Annotated in this window: 11 protein-coding genes; 8 read left to right on the top strand and 3 right to left on the bottom strand. The window is 70.6% G+C overall.

Going from position 1 to position 20,092, the window contains the following annotated elements; genetic code table 11:
- Nucleotides 1–41: 41 nt before the first annotated feature.
- The 5 genes from IJ15_RS0100980 to IJ15_RS0100960 all read left to right on the top strand — a co-directional run bounded on the left by IJ15_RS0100980 (nucleotide 42) and on the right by IJ15_RS0100960 (nucleotide 13,787).
- A complete protein-coding gene (locus IJ15_RS0100980) occupies nucleotides 42–1,061 on the top strand; it encodes an ABC transporter substrate-binding protein (protein WP_031936483.1) in 1,020 nt (339 codons plus the stop codon).
- Nucleotides 1,062–1,139: 78 nt separating this feature from the next.
- On the top strand, nucleotides 1,140–10,361 hold the full coding sequence (locus IJ15_RS0100975) for a non-ribosomal peptide synthetase (RefSeq protein ID WP_197059705.1): 9,222 nt from the start codon (nucleotides 1,140–1,142) through the stop codon (nucleotides 10,359–10,361).
- 16 nt (nucleotides 10,362–10,377) lie between these two features.
- Entirely contained in the window at nucleotides 10,378–10,620 is a 243-nt protein-coding gene (locus tag IJ15_RS0100970; protein WP_031936481.1) for a phosphopantetheine-binding protein, read from the top strand.
- A 7-nt stretch (nucleotides 10,621–10,627) separates the two neighbouring features.
- A complete protein-coding gene (gene entS, locus IJ15_RS0100965) occupies nucleotides 10,628–11,884 on the top strand; it encodes an enterobactin transporter EntS (protein ID WP_031936480.1) in 1,257 nt (418 codons plus the stop codon).
- A 73-nt stretch (nucleotides 11,885–11,957) separates the two neighbouring features.
- Complete coding sequence (locus tag IJ15_RS0100960) at nucleotides 11,958–13,787, top strand: SIP domain-containing protein (RefSeq protein ID WP_031936479.1); 1,830 nt, start codon at nucleotides 11,958–11,960, stop codon at nucleotides 13,785–13,787.
- A 10-nt stretch (nucleotides 13,788–13,797) separates the two neighbouring features.
- Here IJ15_RS0100960 and IJ15_RS0100955 read toward each other — a convergent pair whose 3' ends face one another.
- Together IJ15_RS0100955 and IJ15_RS0100950 are read right to left on the bottom strand one after the other, a co-directional pair.
- A complete protein-coding gene (locus tag IJ15_RS0100955) occupies nucleotides 13,798–14,499 on the bottom strand; it encodes a response regulator (RefSeq protein ID WP_031936478.1) in 702 nt (233 codons plus the stop codon).
- Nucleotides 14,496–16,097: a sensor histidine kinase gene (locus tag IJ15_RS0100950; RefSeq protein WP_031936477.1), complete on the bottom strand. Its 1,602-nt coding sequence runs from the start codon at nucleotides 16,095–16,097 to the stop codon at nucleotides 14,496–14,498. The genes IJ15_RS0100955 and IJ15_RS0100950 overlap by 4 nt, the downstream gene beginning before the upstream one ends.
- 175 nt (nucleotides 16,098–16,272) lie before the next feature.
- On the opposite strand from IJ15_RS0100950, the gene IJ15_RS0100945 reads away from it, so the two are divergent.
- Genes IJ15_RS0100945 through IJ15_RS0100935 form a run of 3 tightly spaced genes read left to right on the top strand, consistent with a single transcriptional unit; the run spans nucleotide 16,273 to nucleotide 18,977 of the window.
- Nucleotides 16,273–17,688, top strand: a complete 1,416-nt coding sequence (locus IJ15_RS0100945) for a cation:dicarboxylate symporter family transporter (RefSeq protein WP_031936476.1) — start codon at nucleotides 16,273–16,275, stop codon at nucleotides 17,686–17,688.
- 40 nt (nucleotides 17,689–17,728) lie between these two features.
- The gene (locus tag IJ15_RS0100940) at nucleotides 17,729–18,223 is read left to right on the top strand and encodes a glutathione peroxidase (RefSeq protein WP_031936475.1); all 495 of its coding nucleotides are present in this window, start codon (nucleotides 17,729–17,731) and stop codon (nucleotides 18,221–18,223) included.
- Between the two features lie 49 nt (nucleotides 18,224–18,272).
- A complete protein-coding gene (locus tag IJ15_RS0100935) occupies nucleotides 18,273–18,977 on the top strand; it encodes a DUF2334 domain-containing protein (RefSeq protein ID WP_031936474.1) in 705 nt (234 codons plus the stop codon).
- A 4-nt stretch (nucleotides 18,978–18,981) separates the two neighbouring features.
- Here the strand turns inward: IJ15_RS0100935 and IJ15_RS0100930 are convergent, their stop codons facing one another.
- On the bottom strand, nucleotides 18,982–20,025 hold the full coding sequence (locus IJ15_RS0100930; protein WP_031936473.1) for an alpha/beta hydrolase: 1,044 nt from the start codon (nucleotides 20,023–20,025) through the stop codon (nucleotides 18,982–18,984).
- Between the last annotated feature and the right edge of the window lie 67 nt (nucleotides 20,026–20,092).

The raw sequence follows: 20,092 nt of genomic DNA, 5'->3' as shown, positions 1-20,092 counted from the left end.
GCTCGGCACGACGAAGCTATTCGAGTACGTAGGAGTCACTGATGCAGGTGAAGACGCGCTGGACACACCGCGCCGCCACGATCGGCGCCGCGGCGCTGCTGTCGACCGGACTGGTGGCATGCGGCAGCGGCGGCGACACGAACTCGGGGAACGAGTCCACCGGGGCCGGGACGACCCGCACGTTCCAGGCCGCCAACGGTGCGATCGAGATCCCGGCTGATCCGAAGAGCATCGTGGCGTGCGGCTACGCCGTCCTGCCGCTGATCCAGTCGGGTGCCGACCTCTCCGGCATCTGCGAGTGGACGCGCGAGGACGACAACATGGACGACGCCACCAGGAAGGCCTACGACGCGATCCCGAAGGTCGGTCCCGACGGCGCGATCAGCGAACTGAACTACGAGGCCGTCACCGCCGCGAACCCGGACCTGATCATCCTGGGTGTCCCGGCCCGCGCGCAGTCGGAGGTCGACATGGCCAAACTGCAGGCCATCGCGCCCGTGGTCTTCCTCGGGCCCACCACCCCCGCCGAGTGGCGCACGCTCGGCGAGCAGTTCGCCGCGGCCGCGAACGTCAGTGACTCCTACGGCCAGTCCATCGAGCAGTACGATGCGCGCGCCCAGGAGATCTCGGACAAGTACCGCGACAAGCTCGGAAGCCTGAAGTTCGCGGGTGTCTGCAACATCTGCGGCACCGAGCCGGGCGAGTTCGTGCGGGAGTACGAGTCCTCGTACGTCACCAACCTGTTCGACGACCTGGGGCTGCAGTTCCCCGGTACGCCGGACGACCCCGCGGACAAGCACGCCGAGTACGTGTCGAACGAGAAGATCATGGCGAAGCTCGGTGACGCCGACGTCATCGTCTACGGCGTCGAGCTCGACGGCTCGCTCAGCCCCGAACTGCAGGACCTGATGGCGTCGCCGCTGTGGCAGGCCCTGCCCGCCGTGAAGGCCGGAAACCTCGTCCCGGTCAAGCATTCGCACGCCGCGACGCACCAGACCGCCCTGCTCGCGCTCGACTCGATCGACGAGGGACTCGGCGCGCTGCCCGCAGCCAAGCAGTAGTACCCCTGGCCGCGATCTCGGCCCCGACGTCCCTGCTCGGGGACCGAGATCGTCTCTGTACCGCTCGACCGGAAGTGGATGCCCCGCATGTCCAAGCTCGAAGACGTCGTCCCGCTCTCACCGCTGCAGCAGGGGCTGCACTTCCTCAGTACCTCGGCTGCACCCGCGGACGCGGACAGTGCTGCGGTGCAGACGGATCCGGATGCCTACACGGTCCAGTCGGTGCTGCGACTGACGGGGGACGTGGACGTCGAGCGCATGCACCTCTCCGCGCAGGCGCTGCTCGACCGGCACGCCGCACTGCGCACCTGCTTCCGTCCCCGGAAGGACGGCCGGATCGCCGGGCTGGTCGTCAAGGACATCGAGGTGGCATGGCGGAACGTCGATCTGAGCAGCGAAGCGGACCCCGATGCCGCCCTGACCGACCTGCTCGACGCGGACCTGCGCACGTGGTTCGATCTCACCGCGCCGCCGTTGGTGCGGTGGACCCTCATCCGCGCCGGTGCCGGTGACATCCGGTTGCTGCTCACCGCGCACCACACCGTCGTGGACGGATGGTCCACACCGATTCTCGTGCGGGAGCTGCTCGAGATCTACGCGGCCGGAGGCACCGCCGCCGGGCTGCCGCCCGTCCGCCCCTACCGCGACTACCTGGCGTGGCTCGGCCGTCAGGATCACGACGGTGCCCGCGCCCTGTGGCGTGAATCCCTCGACGGGCTCACCGAACCCACGCTGGTGACCCCGCCCGGAACCACGCGCGACGCGCAGTCCGCCGCCGCGATCACCGTCGACATCCCCGACGGACTCACCGCCCGGCTCACCGGGCTGGCGCGCGAGTGCGGGGTCACGCTCAACACCGTCCTGCAGACCGGATGGGCACTGCTGCTCTCCGGCCTGGTCGGCCGCGACGACATCGTCTTCGGTGCAACGGTTTCCGGCCGGCCCGCGGAGCTTCCCGGTGTCGAGACGATGGTGGGGCTGTTCATCAACACCGTGCCGGTCCGGGTCCGGCTCGACCCCCGGAGCAATGTCGCCGACCTGCTGCGCCGGGTCCAGTCCGAGCAGTCCCGCACCCTCGACCACCAGTACATCGGCCTGTCCGAGGTCCAGCGTGAGGTCGGTCTCGGCGAACTCTTCGACACCCTCACCATCTTCGAGTCGTACCCGGTGGACCGGGACGCCCTCGAGCGTGCGCAGCGCGCCGGCGGGGTCGGGATCGCCGGGGTCGACGCCGTCGACGCGACCAACTATCCGCTGGTCCTCACCGCCGGTGTCGCGGACACCCTCGTCGTCGCGCTCGACTACCGGCCGTCCCTGTTCACCGAGAGCGACGCCGAGGCACTCGGGACCCGGTTGGTCGCCATCCTCGAGGCGCTCGCCGACGGCCCGCAGGTGCCGGTGGCGCATCTCGACGTTCTGCCCGCCCCCGAGCGCGCCCGGGTGATCGGTGCCTGGTCGGCAAGGCCGTCGGCCCCACCGGCCTCGGCCGCCGTCTCCGATCTCCTTGCCGGGCACGACCCCGACCGCATCGCGGTGGTGCACCACGGGGAGCGGCGCACCTTCGGTGAACTGTCCGCAGCATCGGCGCGCCTGGCGCGGATGCTGATCTCGCGTGGAGTCGGACCCGACGACCGGGTGGGACTGGCGCTGCCGCGGTCGGCGGTCACGGTCGAGGCGATCGCCGCGGTCCTCGCGGCCGGAGGCGCGTACCTGCCGCTGGATCCCACCTATCCGGCGGATCGGTTGGCGCACATGGTCGCCGATGCCCGGCCCCGGATCGTGCTCACCACCACCGAGGTGGCGGGCTCGCTCGAAGGCGTGCTCGCGGACGTCGAGGTGCTGGTCCTCGACGACCCCCGCGTGTGCACCGAGCTGGCGCGGCAGGCGACGGAGCCGGTGACCGACGCGGACCGGCTCGCGCCGCTGCGCCCGGGCCACGCCGCCTACGTCATCTACACGTCGGGATCGACCGGGCTACCCAAGGGCGTCGTCGTCACCCACGCCAATCTGTCGGATCTGCATGCCGCGCAGCGCGAGACGATGATGCCGACCGGCCGGGTCGCGGCCCCGCGACAGGTGCTGCTGACGTACCCGTTCGCCTTCGACTCCGCGGTGGCGGCCCTCACGTCGCTCTTCGACGGCCACACCCTGCACGTGCTCGCGGACGAACACCGCGCCGACACCGAGTTCATCGTCGACTACGTGCGCGCACACCGCATCGACTCCGTCGACTGCGTGCCAGTCCTCATGAACCAGCTCCTCGACGCCGGTCTGCTCGACCCGTCCGGCCACATCCCGGCGCAGCTCACCGTCGGCGGCGAAGCCGTCTCCCCGGGCCTGTGGCGCAGGCTCGCCGCCGCCCGGGACACGCTCGGCGTCGCGACCTTCAACTGCTACGGACCCACCGAGACCACCGTCGACGCCACCTACGCCCCGATCTCCGGCGAACGCATCGTCATCGGCGGTCCGGCACCCGGGACCCGGGTGTACGTGCTGGACGCCTGGCTGCGTCCCACCGCGCCCGGTGTGGCCGGTGAGCTGTACGTCGCCGGTGCCGGCGTGACACGGGGCTACCTGGGCCGACCCGATCTCACGGGCGCCCGTTTCGTCGCGGACCCGTTCGGCGCGGTGGGGGAACGGATGTACCGCACCGGCGACGTCGTCCGCTGGATCGCGGACGGGCGGCTCGAATACGTCGGCCGCGGCGACGACCAGGTCAAGGTTCGTGGCTACCGGGTGGAACTCGGTGAGATCGAGACGGTGCTCGCGGCCGCTCCGGGCGTCGTCGGAGAGACCGTCGTGCTGGCGCACCGCGATTCCCGGGGGATGACACGGCTGGTCGGCTACGTCACCGGCGATGTCGATCCCGGGTCGGTTCGCGCCGCGGCGGCCGAGGCCCTGCCCGACTACATGGTGCCCGCGGTGGTGCTGGCGGTCCCGCGGTTCCCGATCACCGCGAACGGAAAGATCGACCGGAAGGCGCTGCCCGAACCGGACTTCGGTGCCCTCGTCGGCTCGGGTGAGCCGCGGACGGAGACCGAGGCCGCGTTGGCGGCGGTGGTCGCCGAGGTCCTGGACCTCGAGCGGGTCGGTGTCGACGACGACTTCTTCACCCTGGGCGGCGATTCCATCGTCTCGATCCAACTCGTCACCCGTGCCCGCGCGGCCGACATCCGGATCACGGCCCGGCAGGTGTTCGAACTGCGCACCGTCACGGGTCTCGCCGCCGCCCACGACATGCGTGACGCGGACGACGCGGCGGCCGCACAGACGCGTCCGAAGGTCGCACCCACCGGGGCGGTGCCGCCGACGCCGATCGTGTGGGACACCGTCGAACACGGAGCCGACATCGACCGCTTCTCGCAGTCACGTCTGCTGATCGCACCCGCCGGGCTGTCGATGCCGGTACTGGGGCGCGCGCTGGCAGCCCTGCTCGGTACACACCACATGCTGCGGTCGCGATTCGTCGTCTCCGGCGGAGTCCCGGACTGGACGGTGCCGGAACAGGTTCCGGACCCGGTAGGGATGATTCGCCGGGTGGAGGTCGCCGGGGCCTCCGAGTCGCCGACGGACGAGTGGGCCGAACTGTTCGCCGCCGAGCGTGAGAAGGCTTACGCGGCACTGAGTCCCGAATCCGGTCGAATGCTGCAGGTCGTGTGGTTCGACTTCGGTGCGGGACGGCAGGGACGACTCTTCGTCGCCGCGCATCATCTCGTCGTGGACGGCGTGTCGTGGCGGATCCTGACCCCGGACCTCGCGACCGCCGTCGACCAGGCGCGGCGCGACGTCCCGGTGACCCTCGACGGGAGCGGTACCTCGTTCCGCGACTGGGCCGTCGGCCTCGGCGAGGCCGCCGCGTCGGACCGCGTGGCCGCGACACTGCCGCTGTGGCGCAACATCGCCGACCTCGCGGAACCCGCGCTGGGCTCGCGTCCGCTGGACCCCGCCCTCGACACGGTCGGCGCCGCGCGCTCGCTCGAGATGCGGGTGCCGGCCGACATCACCGAGCGGGTGCTGACCACCGTGCCGGCGGCCTACGGCGCCGGTGTCGCCGACGTGCTGCTGACGGCGCTCGCACTCGCGGTGGCGTCGGTGCGCGGCGGTGACGCGGTGCGCGTGCACCTCGAGGGCCACGGACGGGAGGAACAGGTCGTGCCCGGCGCGGACCTGTCCCGAACCGTCGGCTGGTTCACGTCGCTGTATCCGGCGGTCCTCGAACTCGCCGGAGTCGACGTCGATGCGGCCCTGGCCGGTGGGACGGACGTGGGTGTCGCATTGGCGCAGGTGAAGGACGCGCTGCGCCGGATCCCGGACAGCGGCATCGGATTCGGCCTGCTGCGCCGGTCCGCCGACACCGCCGGCCACTTCGCCGGGTACCGCCCACCCGAGGTCATGTTCAACTATCTCGGCCGGATGACGCTGGGAGAGGTCGCGGGAGGCGACTGGTCGGCGGCGCCCGAGGCCGGCGCGCTCGGTGGTGCCGTCGATCCGGCGACGCCGCTCGAGCACGTGCTCGACGTCAACGCGGTCACCGAGGACACCGAGCGCGGTCCGGAACTGGTGTGCGAGTTCACCGCCGCCGCGGAGGTGCTGGGCCCCGACGTCGTGACGCGCATCGCCGAGTCGTGGGTCCGGGCGCTCGGCGCGCTCGTGCGGCACACCGAGTCGGCGGCCCCGGTCGGTCCGACGGCGTCCGACCTGACCCATCGCGTCCTGAGCTACGCCGAACTGCGTTCACTGCGAGACGAGCTCGGCACGATCGAGGACGTGGTGCCGCTGACGCCGCTGCAGCGCGGGCTCTTCTTCCTCGCCGAACTGGACGCTGACAGAGACGTGTACGCGATGCAGACGGTGCTCGACATCGGCGGGGACCTCGACCCCGACACGATGCGCCGCGGCGTGCGCGCCCTGCTGACCCGGCACGCCACGTTGCGCACCGGCTTCCGGACCACCGAGGCCGGCGAGCCGATCGGTGTGGTCCTCGCCGACCCCGAGGTGCCCTGGACCGAAGTGGATCTCACCGGTCTCACCGTGTCCGACGCCGGGCACCTCAGTGCCGAGTTGGTGGACCGGGACCGGAACACCCGGTTCGACGTCGGTACGGCACCCCTGGTGCGGTTCACCCTGATCCGTCTCGGCCCGGACCGGCACCGGCTGGTGTTCGCGGCGCACCACCTGCTGCTCGACGGGTGGTCGTCGCCGCTGCTGATGCGGGAGTTGTTCACGCTGTACGGCTCCGGAGCCGACCTCGGTGTGCTCCCGCCGGTCCGGCCGTTCACCGAGTATCTGGCCTGGCTGTCCGAACAGGACACCGACGCCGCGCTGCGGCGCTGGGTCGAACTGCTGGACGGGGTGAGCGAGCCGACGCTGCTGACTCCCGCCGGGTCGTCCCTGCGCACGGATCTACCGGCGGAGCACTCGATCTCGGTGCCGAGCGGGCTGGCCGCCACCCTGCAGCGCCGCAGCCGCGAGCTCGGCGTCACCGTCAACACCGTCGTCCAGGCCGCGTGGGGGCTGCTGCTGGGCACCCGGCTCGATCGCGACGACGTCGTGTTCGGCGCGGTGGTCTCGGGACGCGTGCCACAGGTGCCGGGCATCGAGACGATGATCGGCCTGTTCATCAACACCGTTGCGGTGCGGGTGAACCTGCGCCCGGGCGAAAGAGCCGACGAGTTCCTGCGCCGGACCCAGGCCGAGCAGAACCGGGTGCTCGACGACCAGTACGTGGGCCTCGCCGACGTCCAGCGCAGCATCGGGATCGGTGAACTGTTCGACACCCTGGTGGTTTTCGAGAGCTACCCGATCGACACCGACGCTCTCGCTCGGGCCCAGCGGTCGGGCGGGCTCGAGGTGAGCGACGTCCGCGGTCACGACGCCACCAATTTCCCGCTCGTACTCGTCGCGGCACTCGACGACGAACTCGCCCTCACCCTGGAATATCAGCAGTCGCTGTTCACCGGTGACGAGGTCGACGTGCTGGGGCGGCGCCTCGTGCGACTGCTCGAGCAACTGTCGTCCGACGGTGCACCCACGATCGCCGGGATCGACGTCCTCGACGCCGACGAGCGGGACCGAGCGGTGGGGGAGTGGGCCGCGACCCCGTCGGCTCCGGTCACCGGGTGCGCCACCGTGGCCGACCTGCTCGCCGTACCGATCGCGCAGACTCCGGGCGCCGATGCGGTCGTGTTCGGGGACACCACGCTCACGTTCGCCGAGTTCGGGGCCGCGTCCGCGCGGCTGGCGCGGCTGCTGATCGGCTCCGGCATCGGACCCGACGTCGTCGTCGGTCTGGCGCTGCCGCGCTCGGAACGGATGCTGGTGGCGATTGCCGCCGTGATCGCTGCGGGCGGCACCTACGTGCCGATGGACCCGTCGTACCCGGCGGATCGTCTGGCGCACATGGTGTCCGACGCGGCGCCCACCGTGGTCGTCACCGACAGCGTCGTCGCGGAGGCACTCGCGCCGGTGCTGCGCGGCACCGCGGTCACGGTGCTCGACGACCCCACCGTCGTCGCGACGCTGGCCGCGCTGCCGGCCGGCCCGGTCACCGACGTCGACCGGATCGCCCCGCTGAGGCCGGACAACACCGTGTACGTCATCTACACGTCCGGATCGACGGGCCTGCCCAAGGGCGTCGCCGTCACCCACGCGAACCTGCTCAACCTGTTCGAGAGCCACCGCGCCGACCTGTACCGGCCGACGGTGGCGGCCACCGGCCGGAACTCGATCGGGGTGGGTCACGCATGGTCGTTCAGCTTCGATGCGTCGTGGCAGCCCACACTGTGGCTGTTCGACGGGCACACCGTCCACGTGTTCGACGACGACACCATGCGCGACCCCGAGGCGATGACCGACTACGTCGTCGAGCACGGCTTGGACTTCCTCGAGGTCACACCGTCGTTCCTCGATCGGATGCTCGCAGCGGGGCTCTTCGACCGCGGACATCGCCCGGCCACAGTCGGTTTCGGTGGCGAGGCGGTCAATCCCTCCTCGTGGCGGCGGTTGCGCGAGCTCACCGACGGGCGCGCGTTCAACCTGTACGGGCCCACCGAGTGCACCGTCGACGCGCTGGTCGGCCAGGTCACCGAGGCCGACGAGCCGTGCCTGGGGCGTGCGGTGCACGGCGGTCGCGCGTACGTGCTGGACCGGATGCTCCGGCCGGTCCCCGCCGGCGGCACCGGTGAGTTGTACCTCGCCGGGGCGGGCGTGGCCCGTGGCTACCTGGGACGTCCGGATCTGACCGGTGGGCGATTCGTCGCCGATCCGTTCGGCGCGGTGGGGCAGCGGATGTACCGGACCGGCGACACGGTTCGACGCGGCGCGACCGGAACCCTCGAGTTCCTGGGCCGTGGAGACGACCAGGTGAAGATCCGCGGCTTCCGGGTGGAACTCGGCGAGGTGGGCGCCGCGCTGGCCGCGGTCGACGGCGTGCGGGACGCCGTGGTGATCGCGCACACCGACGCTCGCGGGGTGAAACGGCTCGTCGGGTACGTCGTCGCGGACGGTGCTCTCGACCCGGCAGCGGCCCGCGCCGCCGTCGCCGAGCAACTGCCCGACTACATGGTGCCCGCGGCGGTGACGGTGCTCGCCGAGTTCCCGCTGACCGCGAACGGGAAGACCGACCGGAAGGCGTTGCCGGAACCGGACTTCGGCGCCCTCGTTGGATCGGACGAGCCGCGCACGGAGACCGAGGCGACGCTCGCGGCGGTGGTCGCCGACATCCTGGGTCTGGACCGGGTCGGCATCGACGACGACTTCTTCGCGTTGGGCGGCGATTCGATCGTGTCCATCCAGCTCGTCTCGCGCGCTCGCGCCGCGGGCCTGCGGGTGACCGCGCGTCAGGTGTTCGAGCTGCGGACGGTCGCCGAGCTGGCCGCGGTGTCGGACGCGGGGCCGGACGGGATGCTCGACGCGGCGGCACGCGCGCTCGCGGAGACGCCGGCGAGCGGCGACGTGCTGCCGACCCCGATCGTGTGGGAGGCACTGAACTGGGGGACCGATCTCGGGCGCTTCTCGCAGGCGCGGCTGCTGGTCGCGCCGGAGGGGCTGTCCGTCCCGGTGCTGGCGCGCGCCGTCGCGGGCCTGCTCGCGGCGCACCCGATGCTGCGGTCACGCTTCTCGTCGGCCGGTGGAACGATCGAATGGACTGTGCCGGAGCAGATCCCGGACACCGCGGCCCTGGTGCGCCGCGTGGACGTCTCCGCTGTCCCCGATGCCGAGTGGCCCGCCGTGTTCGCCCAGGAACGGGCGAAGGTGTACGCGGCGCTGCGTCCCGAGATCGGCGTGATGGTGCAGGTGGTGTGGTTCGACTTCGGGCTCGGCCGCGAGGACCGAGTTTTCGTCGCGGTCAACCACCTGGTGGTCGACGGCGTCTCGTGGCGAATCCTGGTCCCGGACCTCGCTGCCGCTGTCGAGCAGGCGCTGCACGGACACGATGTGGCACTGCCCGATTCGGGCACGTCGTTCCGTGCCTGGACCCGCGGGCTCGCCGACGCTGCCCGCTCGGATCGGATCACCGCCACGTCGTCGGCCTGGGAACGGGTCGTCGGTCTCGGAGAACCGGCGTTGGGGTCGCGTCCGCTGGACCGGACCGTGGACACGGTCTCGGCCGTGCGATCGGTGCGCTGCCGGATCCCGGCGGCGGTCACGGCGCGAGTGCTCGGTGGGCGGGTCGACGAGACTGCCCTCGCCGCCCTCGCCCTCGCGGTCGCGTCGGTGCGGGGCGGGGACGCGGTCCGCGTCGAACTCGAGGGCCACGGACGCGAGGAACAGATCGTGCCGGGCGCCGACGTCACCCGTACCGTCGGCTGGTTCACATCGATGTTCCCGGTCGCCTTCGACCTCGGCGGCGTCGACGTCGCCGGCGTGCTGCACGGCGACCGTCCGGCGGCGGACGTCGAGGCCCGGGTGTCGAAGGCACTGGGCGAGATCGCCGACAACGGAATCGGATTCGGGCTGCTGCGCCGACTGGCGCCCGAGTTCGCCGACCGCCTCGCATCCGGTACCCGCCCGCAGATCGTCTTCAACTACCTCGGCCGGATGACGCTGGGGGAGGAGAGCAGCGGCCCGTGGGCCGGTGCACCGGAAGGGGTGGCGCTCGGCGGCTCGGTGGACCCGGCGACCCCGCTCGACCACGTCCTGCAGGTGGACGCTGTTGTCGAGGACGCGGGGGACGGACCGGTCCTCGACTGTGAATTCGCCGCACCGCCCGGCGTGCTCGACACGGACACGCTCTCGGAGATCGCACGGGCGTGGGAGTGCGCCGTCCACGTCCTCGCCGATGCCGGAACAGCTCAGTAACAAGGGAGATCGAAATATGTCCGACACAGCCGGAGCCCCGTTGAGCCGAGAAACGATTCTCGCCGACACGGCGCAGATCCTCGACGTCGAGGTCACCGAGATCGACACCACCGTGAGCCTGGTCGACCAGGGCCTCGACTCGGTACGCCTGATGGCACTCGTCGAACGCTGGCGCGACACCGGCGTCGACGTCGACTTCGTGTCGCTGGCGTCCGAACCCGACCTCGAGCAGTGGTTCGCGCTGCTCGACCCGCGGTGACCACGACGTGGCACTTCTGGACAAACTGACGCTGGACCTGGATCCGCTGCGGACCAGCCGCGAGTTCCGGTACATCTTCACCGCGCGGGTGGTGTCGCTGTTCGGGCTGGGGTTCCTGATCGTCGCGGTGCCGCTGCAGGTCTACCAGTTGACCGACTCCACCGCGCACGTCGCGGCGGTGTCGACGGTGCTCGGCCTGACGACGTTCTTCGCGACGTTCGCCGGAGGCATCCTGGCGGACCGGTTCGACCGCCGGACGGTGATCGCGATCGCCCGCGGGTGCGCGGGCATCGCCTTCGCGATTCTCGCGGTCAACGCGTTCCTGCCCGACCCGATGCTGTCGGTGGTCTACGTCGCCGCGGTCGTCGACGGCGTCTGCGGCGGGATCTCGGCGACGGTCCTGATGGCCGTGACACCGACCCTGTTGCCGCGGAACAAGATGGCGGCAGCGGGCGCCCTGATGGCACTCACCGGCGACCTCGGCGCGATGCTCGGGCCCGCTCTGGGGGGTGTCGTCATCGCATCCGGCGGGGTGGGACTGGCGTTCGCGCTGGCCGCGGCCACCACCGCGGTCACGACGTTCTGCATCACCCGGTTGCCGTCCCTGCCGCCCACCCACTCGGGAGACGAATCGCCGCTGCAGGCGGTGGCCGGTGGATTCCGCTTCGCCGTGCGGCACCGGGTGATCGGCGGTGTGCTCGTGTGCGGCTTCGTGACGATGCTGCTCGCCGGGTGGGCCGTCCTGATCCCGGAGTATGCCGCCGACGTACTGCACGTCGGGGCGTCCATGACGGGGCTGCTGTACGCCGCGCCGGCGGTGGGTGCGGTCCTGGGCTCGCTCACCAGCGGCTGGACCGGCACCGTCCGCTGGTCGGGCCGCGCGGTGTTCGCGGGCATGCTGCTCTCGGCGGCCGGACTGGTCGGTGCCGGCGTCACCGGAGTCGTCGCGGTCACCGTGATCGGTTTGGTGGCACACGGATTCGGTGAGGCCGTCGCCGACATCGTCCGCTACGCCATCGTCCAGAAGCACACCCCCGACGAGTTCGGGGCCCGGATCGCCGGCGTGTGGTCGGCGCAGGTCACCGCGGGCGCATCGGTGGGCGCCGTCGTGGCCGGCCTGGTTGCGGCGCTGGTGCCGATCGAAGCCGCCCTCGCCGTGTACGGCGGCACCGGACTCGTCGCGGTTGCGGTCCTGTTCACGGTGCTGCGCCGACTGCGGCAGTTCGACGAGCACGCCGGGTCGGTGGGCGCGGCCCGGGTGTAGCGGCGGCCCCGCACCGCAGGGGGCGACCGATGTGCAAGACGAGTACGGATTCCACGAGAGAGAGGTCCATTCGATGGCAGCGACGGTCCGTGAGGTCGAGGTCTTTCCGATCTGCATACGAGAAGTCGACGTCCTCCGGGTCGAGGACGTCACCCCGGGGATGCGGCGGGTGACGGTCGGCGGCCCCGCGATGGACAGCCACGTTCGCGACGGTGTCCTGCTGCCCGCGGTGCGCACCAACGGCTTCGACGACGACATCAAACTCCTGCCGGCCGACCCGCGGACCGGTGTCCTGCCGTTCGAGGTCCCGCGGAACACCGACAACGGCACCGTCGACTGGCCCGCGGGTGCGTTCCAGTACAGCCGCACCTACACCGTGCGCCACTTCGACGCGGAAACCCGCGAGATGGCAATCGATTTCGCGGAGCACGAGGGCGGACTGGCGTCGGACTGGGCGTATCGCGTGCGCCCGGGCGAGAAGATCCTCATGGCCGGACCGAAGCATTCCTCGAGCCTGCCCCGTGAGGCTGAATGGATGCTCGTCGCGGGTGACCAGACGGCCCTGCCTGCGATCGCACGCTGTCTCGAGACCCTCCCCGCCGATCTGCCCGCAACGGTGGTCATCGAGGTCGCCGAGCCGACGCACCGTCAGGACCTGAAGTCGGATGCACCGGTGGACATCACGTGGCTGTTCCGGTCCGAGAACAACGGTGCGTCGCGGCTTGCCGAGACCGTGCAGGCCGTCGAGTGGCGGCCGGGGCAGCCGTACCTGTGGGTCGCGGGCGAGGCACTGGCGATCAAACCGCTGCGCCGCTGGGCGAAGCAGGACAAGGCGATCCCGAAGGAGTTCGTCGAGATCGCCGGCTACTGGCGGCACCGCGAAGGCCCCCACACCGCCGGGGTTCCCGCGGCCGTCGACGTGACCGCCGAGGGCGACGCCGAACAGCTGCTGCACGAGATGTCGGAGCTGCTGCCGCCGCTGGCGATCCGGACCGCGGTCACCGTCGGGCTGTTCGCCGCGATCGACGGTGGCGCCGAGACCGCGGAGGCCGTCGCGGACGAGTGCGGCACCCACCCGGCCGCCACGCAGAAGCTGCTGCGCCATCTCGTGCTCATGGGCCTCCTGACGGTGGACGGCGATCGCTACGCACTCACCGACACGGGGTCGATCCTCGCCGACCCGGACACGTACTCCAGTCAGGTCCTGCACTTCGAGAAGATCCACACCAGGCTCGACATGGCGTTTCTGGGGCTGCTCGAGTCGGTCCGGACGGGCGCCCCGGCGGTCGGCCACGGTTTCGCGGACCGGCAGCAGGAACCCGGCTTCGCGGACGACTTCCACGACGAGGCTGCGGCGGGCGCCGTCTACCGGGCGCCCGCGCTACCCGAATCGGTCGACCTCGAGGACGTGCACACGGTCGCGCTCTACGGGGAGGGCGCCGGGGTGTACGCCGACACCCTCGCACGCCTGCGACCCGACCTCGAGATCTCCCTGGTGGGACTGCCCGCGCTGAACGCCAGAAATCTGGGCGATGTGGCGCACTCGCGCCGCGAACGGATCGAGCGCGTCGACGGCAGCGAGTTCGCCACCCTCGCGACGCCCGTCGACCTGATCGTCGCGGTCGACCTGATCGACAGCCATCCCGACCCCGACGCGCGCATGCTGCTCGGCGCGCTGGGCGCCTCCGCTCGCCGGGTCGTACTCGTCACCGATCTGCTCGATCCCGAGACCACCGACGACCACGACACCGAGGCGGATCTGCTGAAGCTGTGCCTCCACGGATCGGGCCGGCGCACGGAGGCCGAGCTGTCCGCACTCGTAGCGGAATCCGGCTGCGGAACAACACGAGTCGGTGCTCTCGGCTGGGGGTCGACGGTCGTCGAGTTCGACGGTACGCGCTGAGCGCCGCGGGTCATCGAGACGTGCTCGCCCAGTCGTAACGCACCTGGGGTCGCCCGGCCCGGCCGTACTCGGTCTGCCGGGCGACGACGCCGTCGTCGGCGAGGCGTTCGAGGTAGCGCCAGGCCGTCACCCGCGACACCCCCACAGCGGCGGCGACCTCCGCTGCCGTCATCGGCCGGGCGGCACCGCGGACGCACTCCCCGATGAGGTCCGCAGTCTGCGGCGCAACACCTTTCGGTGTGGTGGCCCGCTCGTCCGCGGTACGCAGCACCGCCATCGCACGGTCGATGTCGCGTTGGCTGGTGGCGGCGCCGCCCCGCGACAGCGCCGCCCGGAACTCCCGGTAGTGCTCGAGTTTGTCGCGCAGCGCGGCGAACGTGAACGGCTTGAGCAGGTAGAGCACCACACCGCGGGCCACCGCGGTGCGCACCACCTCGAGATCCCGGGCGGAGGTGACGGCGATGATGTCCGGGCTCGGACGCAGCCCGCCCAGCGCGCCGGCGAGATCGAGACCGCTCGCGTCGGGCAGTCCGATGTCGAGCAGGATCAGGTCGATCGGGTCGTCGCCCGCGGCTGCCTCCCGGACAGCGCGCATCGCGGCGTTCGCGGTGTGCACGACGCCGTGGACCGAGAAACCTTCCATCCGTTCGACATACGAGCGGTGGGCCTCCGCGATCAGCGGCTCGTCCTCGACGATCAGGACCCGGATCATCGCGCACCACCGTCGGCCGCGGGCCCCTGCAGCGGGATCTCGACCACCAGCATGCCGGCCAGCGACGGCTCGGTGCGCAGCCGTCCGCCGTGCCGGGCCACGACCTGCGCCACGAGCGCCAACCCCAGACCGCGCTGCATCGCCGGCCGGCCGTCGACCTGCTTGGTCGAGTACCCCCGCGTCAGGGCCCGCGACAGCGCGTCGGGATCCAGGCCCGGGCCGCTGTCCGCGACGCGGATCACCAGCATCGAATCCGCCGTCGCTACGGTCACTTCCACCCACGGGGCACCGTCGGACGTCTCGGTGGATCGGGCGGCGTCGATCGCATTGTCGAGGAGGTTGCCCACCACCGTCACCAGTTCCAGCGGCGTCAGCGTGGTCAGCGGACCCAGTGCCGTCTCCTCGGTGACGGTCAGTTCCACCCCGTGCTGAGCCGCCTCGTTGACCTTGCCCAGCAGCAGTGCTGCCAGCGCCGGTTCGTGCACCGCCGCGATGAGCCGGTCGATCAACTGCTGCGACGTCGCCAACTCGGCGGTGGTGAAGGCGACAGCCTCGTCGTGGTGGCCCAGTTCCACCATCGTCACGATCGTGTGCAACCGGTTGGCGTACTCGTGGGCCTGCATGCGCAGCGACTCGGCGACGCTGCGCGCGGAGTCGAGTTCGCCGAGTGCGCTCTGCAGTTCGGTGTGGTCGCGCAGCGTCACGACCGTGCCGATCCGTCGGCCCTCCCACAGCACCGGTGCCCGGCCCACGACCAGGACACGGTCGGCCGTCACATGCACCTCGTCCTGCTCCTCGTCGGCGTCCGGGCCGATCCGCCGCAGCGTCTCCGGCAACTGGTCGAGCGTGATCGGCCCGTCCGGCAGCCACAGCAGTCGGCGGGCCTCGTCGTTGACGACGTCCACCCGGGTCTTCCCGTCACGGTCCCGCCCGAACACGATCAGGCCCTCGCCGATCGAACGGAGCACCGCCTCGTGATGCTCGTACAGTCGGCGCAACTGGTCGGGATCGAGCCCCAACGTCTGACGCCGGAGCCGGTTGCTCACCAACGTCGCGCCGAGCGCGGCGAGTCCGACGGCGATCGCGACGATCCCCAGCAGCGACGGCAGGCCCCGCACGAACTCCTCCCCGATCCGGTCGCGGGTGACGCCCACCGAGACCAGCCCGATCACGTCATCACCATCGCGCACCGGCGCGACGGCCCGAATCGACGGCCCCAACGAACCGGTGTACGTCTCCGTGAACGTCTCGCCCGCGAGGGCCCGCTCGGTGTGACCGGCGAACCTCTGCCCGATCAGTGTCGGGTCGGGATGCGTGTAGCGGGTGCTGTCCGGTGCCATCACGACGATGAAATCGGTGTCGGTGGCGTCGCGGATCCGTTCGATCCCCGGCTGCAACAGTGCGCTCGGGTCGGGACTGTGCAGTGCATCGATCGTCGAAGAGGACAACGCGACGGTCTCCGCGATGCCCGTCACCTCCCGGCGCGCCGCATCGTCCGAATCGGCTCGCTGGTCCAGGATCGCGAGCGCCGAGAGCGCGCCGACGACCACCGCCAACACGACGAGCTGCAGGATCAGCAGCCGCCGCGCGACGCTCATCGGCTTGCGGGACACGGCCCCGGACACGTCCGTCCTCTCATGAAACTAATGAACACAAACTTCACCGGCGCCCCGATCGCGACCAGCATTCTCTGACGAGCCCGGCGTGACCGCGATCACTCGAAGATCATTCGCCCCGGCTCGTCGAGAAACCATCCGAGCAAGAGGACACCTCATGAGCACGAGTGCAACAGGGAAACCAGGCGCCGCGCAACTGACGCCGCGACCGGCCGACAAGCAGACGACGCGCGACCGCACCCACTGGCTGTACGTCGGCGTCGTCGTCGCCGTGATCGCCGGCATCCTGGTCGGATGGCTCGTGCCGGACGTCGGTCGGTCGTTCGGTGTGCTCGGCACTATGTTCGTGGACCTGATCAAGATGATGATCAGCCCCGTCATTTTCTGCACCATCGTCCTCGGCATCGGATCGGTCCGCGCCGCGGCGAGCGTCGGCAAGGTCGGCGGGCTCGCCCTCGCCTACTTCATCGGCATGTCCACCGTCGCGCTCGGCATCGGACTGGTCGTCGGCAACCTGCTCAACCCTGGCACCGGCCTCGACATCACCGCAGACAGCGCGAGCAGTGGCGCGGCGCTCGCCGAACAGGCCCACGCCGCGGGCGGCACCATGGACTTCATCGCGTCGATCATCCCGACGTCGCTGCTGTCGGCACTGACCGAGGGCAGCGTGCTGCAGACCCTGTTCGTCGCGCTGCTCGTCGGATTCGGCCTGCAGGCGATGGGCAAGCAGGGCGAGCCGGTGCTGCGCGGCATCGGGTACGCGCAGAAGCTGGTGTTCAAGATCCTGTCGATGATCCTGTGGCTCGCGCCGATCGGTGCATTCGGCGCGATCGCGAACGTCGTGGGGCAGACCGGTCTGGGCGCCGTTGTCCAGCTCGGCGCGCTCATGCTCGGCTTCTACCTGACGTGCCTGATCTTCGTCTTCGGCGTGCTCGGCAGCATCCTGCGCGCCGTCGCCGGGGTCTCCATCTTCAAGCTCGTGCGCTACCTCGCACGGGAGTACCTGCTGATCTTCGCGACGTCGTCGTCGGAATCCGCCCTGCCGCGGCTTATCGCGAAGATGGAGCACGTGGGAGTCGACCGCACCACCGTCGGCGTCGTCGTGCCCACCGGCTACTCGTTCAACCTCGACGGCACCGCGATCTATCTGACGATGGCATCGATCTTCATCGCCGACGCGATGGGGCAGCCGCTGGCACTGACCGAACAGCTCTCACTGCTGGTCTTCATGATCATCGCCTCGAAGGGCGCCGCCGGCGTGACCGGTGCCGGACTGGCGACCCTCGCCGGTGGTCTGCAGAGCCACCGCCCCGAACTGCTCGACGGCGTCGGCCTGATCGTCGGCATCGACCGGTTCATGTCCGAGGCACGAGCGGTCACCAACTTCTCCGGCAACGCCGTCGCGACACTGCTGGTCGGCACCTGGACCAAGTCCGTCGACACCGAACGCGTCCACGCCGTGCTGTCGGGCGAACTGCCGTTCGACGAGGACAGCATGGACGACGACGGTCACGGCGAGCAGTCGGCGGCCCCCGCCCCCGACCCGGTCGCACGGGAGATGGCCCGCGCCTGAATCCCGGCACGAGTCCGACGGTTTCGCTAGGTTGGGGCGCATGACGAGCCCCCTGCAGAACATCACGATCAACACCCTCGGCGGCGTGCCGACCAGCCTCGGCGAGTACGGCGGCCGCGCCGTCCTCGTGGTGAACGTCGCCTCCAAGTGTGGTCTGACCCCGCAGTACACGGCCCTCGAAAAGCTGGCGACGGAGTACGCCGAGCGCGGCCTCTCCGTGATCGGCGTGCCGTGCAACCAGTTCATGGGCCAGGAACCGGGCACGCCCGAGGAGATCCAGACCTTCTGCTCCACCACCTACGGCGTCACCTTCCCGCTGACGGAGAAGATCGAGGTCAACGGCGAGAACCGGCACCCGCTGTACGCCGAACTCACCGAGACCGCGGACGCCGACGGCGCGGCCGGCGACATCCAGTGGAACTTCGAGAAGTTCCTGATCGCCCCCGACGGCACCGTCGCGGGGCGGTTCCGTCCCCGCACCGAACCCGACGCCCCCGAGGTGATCGCGGCGATCGAGGCCGTGCTGCCCCGCTAGACAGCGGCGCGTAAGCGCCTGTTCACCTTCGGCTGTCACGCTCGGAGCCATGACCGGACAGGTGATCGTGTCGGTGTCGGGGATCAGGGACGAGACGGTGCAGACCGTCGCGGACTTCGCGGCCGAGATGGACCGTCGATCGGTTCCACTGTCGCTGCTGGTCGCGCCGCGACTCAAGGACAAATACCGACTGGTCTCGGACCCTGTCACGCAGGACTGGCTCCGCGGCCGGCGCGACCGCGGTGACGCGATCGTCCTGCACGGCTACGACCAGGCCGCCACCAAACGTCGGCGGGCCGAGTTCGCACTGCTGCCCGAACACGAGGCGCGACTGCGGCTACTGGCCGCCGATCGGGTGCTCGAGGAGGTGGGGCTGCGGACCCGGCTGTTCGCGGCGCCGCGCTGGGTGGCCTCGCCCGGCGCGGTCGCCGTCCTCCCGACCAACGGTTTCCGGTTGCTCGCCGGGATGAGCGCGGTCCGCGACCTCGCCGACGGGACGAGCGTGCGCAGCCACGTGATCGGCCTCGGTGACGGCTTCCGCGCCGAACCGTGGCGGTGCCGCGCCATGGTGCTCGGCGCGTCCCGAGGCGCCCGGCGCGGCCGACTGGTCCGGCTGGCGATCTCCGCGAAACAGTTGGGCAAGGCCGGACCCCGGCAGGCCGTGCTGGACGCCGTCGACCTGTCGTTGCATCACGGCGCCCGGCCGGACGTCTACCGCTGGCCGCTGGCCGCGGGTGTGCGCGACGTGGCGTGAGGCGTCAGACGCCCATCGAGCGGGCGATCGCGGGCCAGTAGGTGTGCAGGTCGTCCTGCCAGTAACCCCACGAATGGGTGCCGCCGGGCTTGAACTCGAACGTGGCCGGGATGTTCAACTGGGCGAGACGGTTCGCGAGGTTGCGGGTGCAGTAGTTGGTGGCCGCTTCGATCGCACCGCCGACGATGGCCTGGTTGGCCAGAGCGACCGGTCGCCCCTTGATGCCGGGGCCGTCCAACGTCTCGTGATGCCCCGGCAGCCCGGAGCCGGTGGTGATGTAGAGCTCGGTTCCGCGCAGACCTTCGGCGTTGACGACGGGATCGTTCGCCACCCAGCCCGGACCGTCGAGGGGACCCCACATGTTGGTGATGTCGGCGCCGCCGCGGACCCCGGTCACCATCTGGATCGCGTTCTGGCCGGCCCACGTGCTGGTCTCGGCGCAACCGCTGAACGAGCCGACGCTCTTGTAGAAGCCGGGCTTGGCGATCGCGTAGTTGAGCACCGTCGTCCCGGTCATGGAGATCGCCGCGATCGACTGCACCTTGTTGGTGCCGAACTCGGCATCGACGACGGGCGGGAGTTCCTCGAGCATGAACGTCTGCCACTTCTGGCGGCCGAGCTTCGGGTCGTCCTTCTCCCAGTCGGTGTAGTAGCTGAACGCGCCCTCGAGCGGGGTGACGACGTTGACGTTCTCGTCGTCGAAGAGGTCCAGGACGTCGGTCTGACGCTGCCACGTGGCGCGGTCCTCGCCGCCGCCGGCACCGTTGAGGAGGTACAGCGTGGGCCGCGGCGCGCTCCGGTCGGCGGGAAGGATCACCTCGAGCGGGATGTTGCGCCCCATCGCCGGCGAGTACACCGAGATGGTGACCTTGCGGTCGGAGGACTTCGTCGAGCTCACCAGGTAGGCACCCGAGGTCTTCGATGCGGCGGCGTTCGGGGCTGACGTGTCGCCACCTGCGGATGCCGTCGCCGGCACCGCGAGCAGTGATGCGGATGCAACCGCCACGGCTGCCAGCACGCGGGCGCAACCGAGCGTCGAATTCCCCATACGAATGTCCTCCCCTGAGAAGCGAATTCGCCGTGCATCACCGATGAGTGCGCACAGCCGAGTGTCC

Source organism: Prescottella defluvii (genome assembly GCF_000738775.1).
GTDB lineage: Bacteria > Actinomycetota > Actinomycetes > Mycobacteriales > Mycobacteriaceae > Prescottella > Prescottella defluvii.
Note: the sequence above shows the minus strand (reverse complement) of the source record. Positions and strands in the feature narration are given on the sequence as shown.

Coding starts and splice junctions, on each gene's coding strand:
- IJ15_RS0100980 (WP_031936483.1), top strand. CDS start 42: ATGCAGGTGAAGACGCGCTGGACACACCGCGCCGCCACGATCGGCGCC.
- IJ15_RS0100975 (WP_197059705.1), top strand. CDS start 1,140: ATGCCCCGCATGTCCAAGCTCGAAGACGTCGTCCCGCTCTCACCGCTG.
- IJ15_RS0100970 (WP_031936481.1), top strand. CDS start 10,378: ATGTCCGACACAGCCGGAGCCCCGTTGAGCCGAGAAACGATTCTCGCC.
- IJ15_RS0100960 (WP_031936479.1), top strand. CDS start 11,958: ATGGCAGCGACGGTCCGTGAGGTCGAGGTCTTTCCGATCTGCATACGA.
- IJ15_RS0100955 (WP_031936478.1), bottom strand. CDS start 14,499: ATGATCCGGGTCCTGATCGTCGAGGACGAGCCGCTGATCGCGGAGGCC.
- IJ15_RS0100950 (WP_031936477.1), bottom strand. CDS start 16,097: ATGAGCGTCGCGCGGCGGCTGCTGATCCTGCAGCTCGTCGTGTTGGCG.
- IJ15_RS0100945 (WP_031936476.1), top strand. CDS start 16,273: ATGAGCACGAGTGCAACAGGGAAACCAGGCGCCGCGCAACTGACGCCG.
- IJ15_RS0100940 (WP_031936475.1), top strand. CDS start 17,729: ATGACGAGCCCCCTGCAGAACATCACGATCAACACCCTCGGCGGCGTG.
- IJ15_RS0100935 (WP_031936474.1), top strand. CDS start 18,273: ATGACCGGACAGGTGATCGTGTCGGTGTCGGGGATCAGGGACGAGACG.
- IJ15_RS0100930 (WP_031936473.1), bottom strand. CDS start 20,025: ATGGGGAATTCGACGCTCGGTTGCGCCCGCGTGCTGGCAGCCGTGGCG.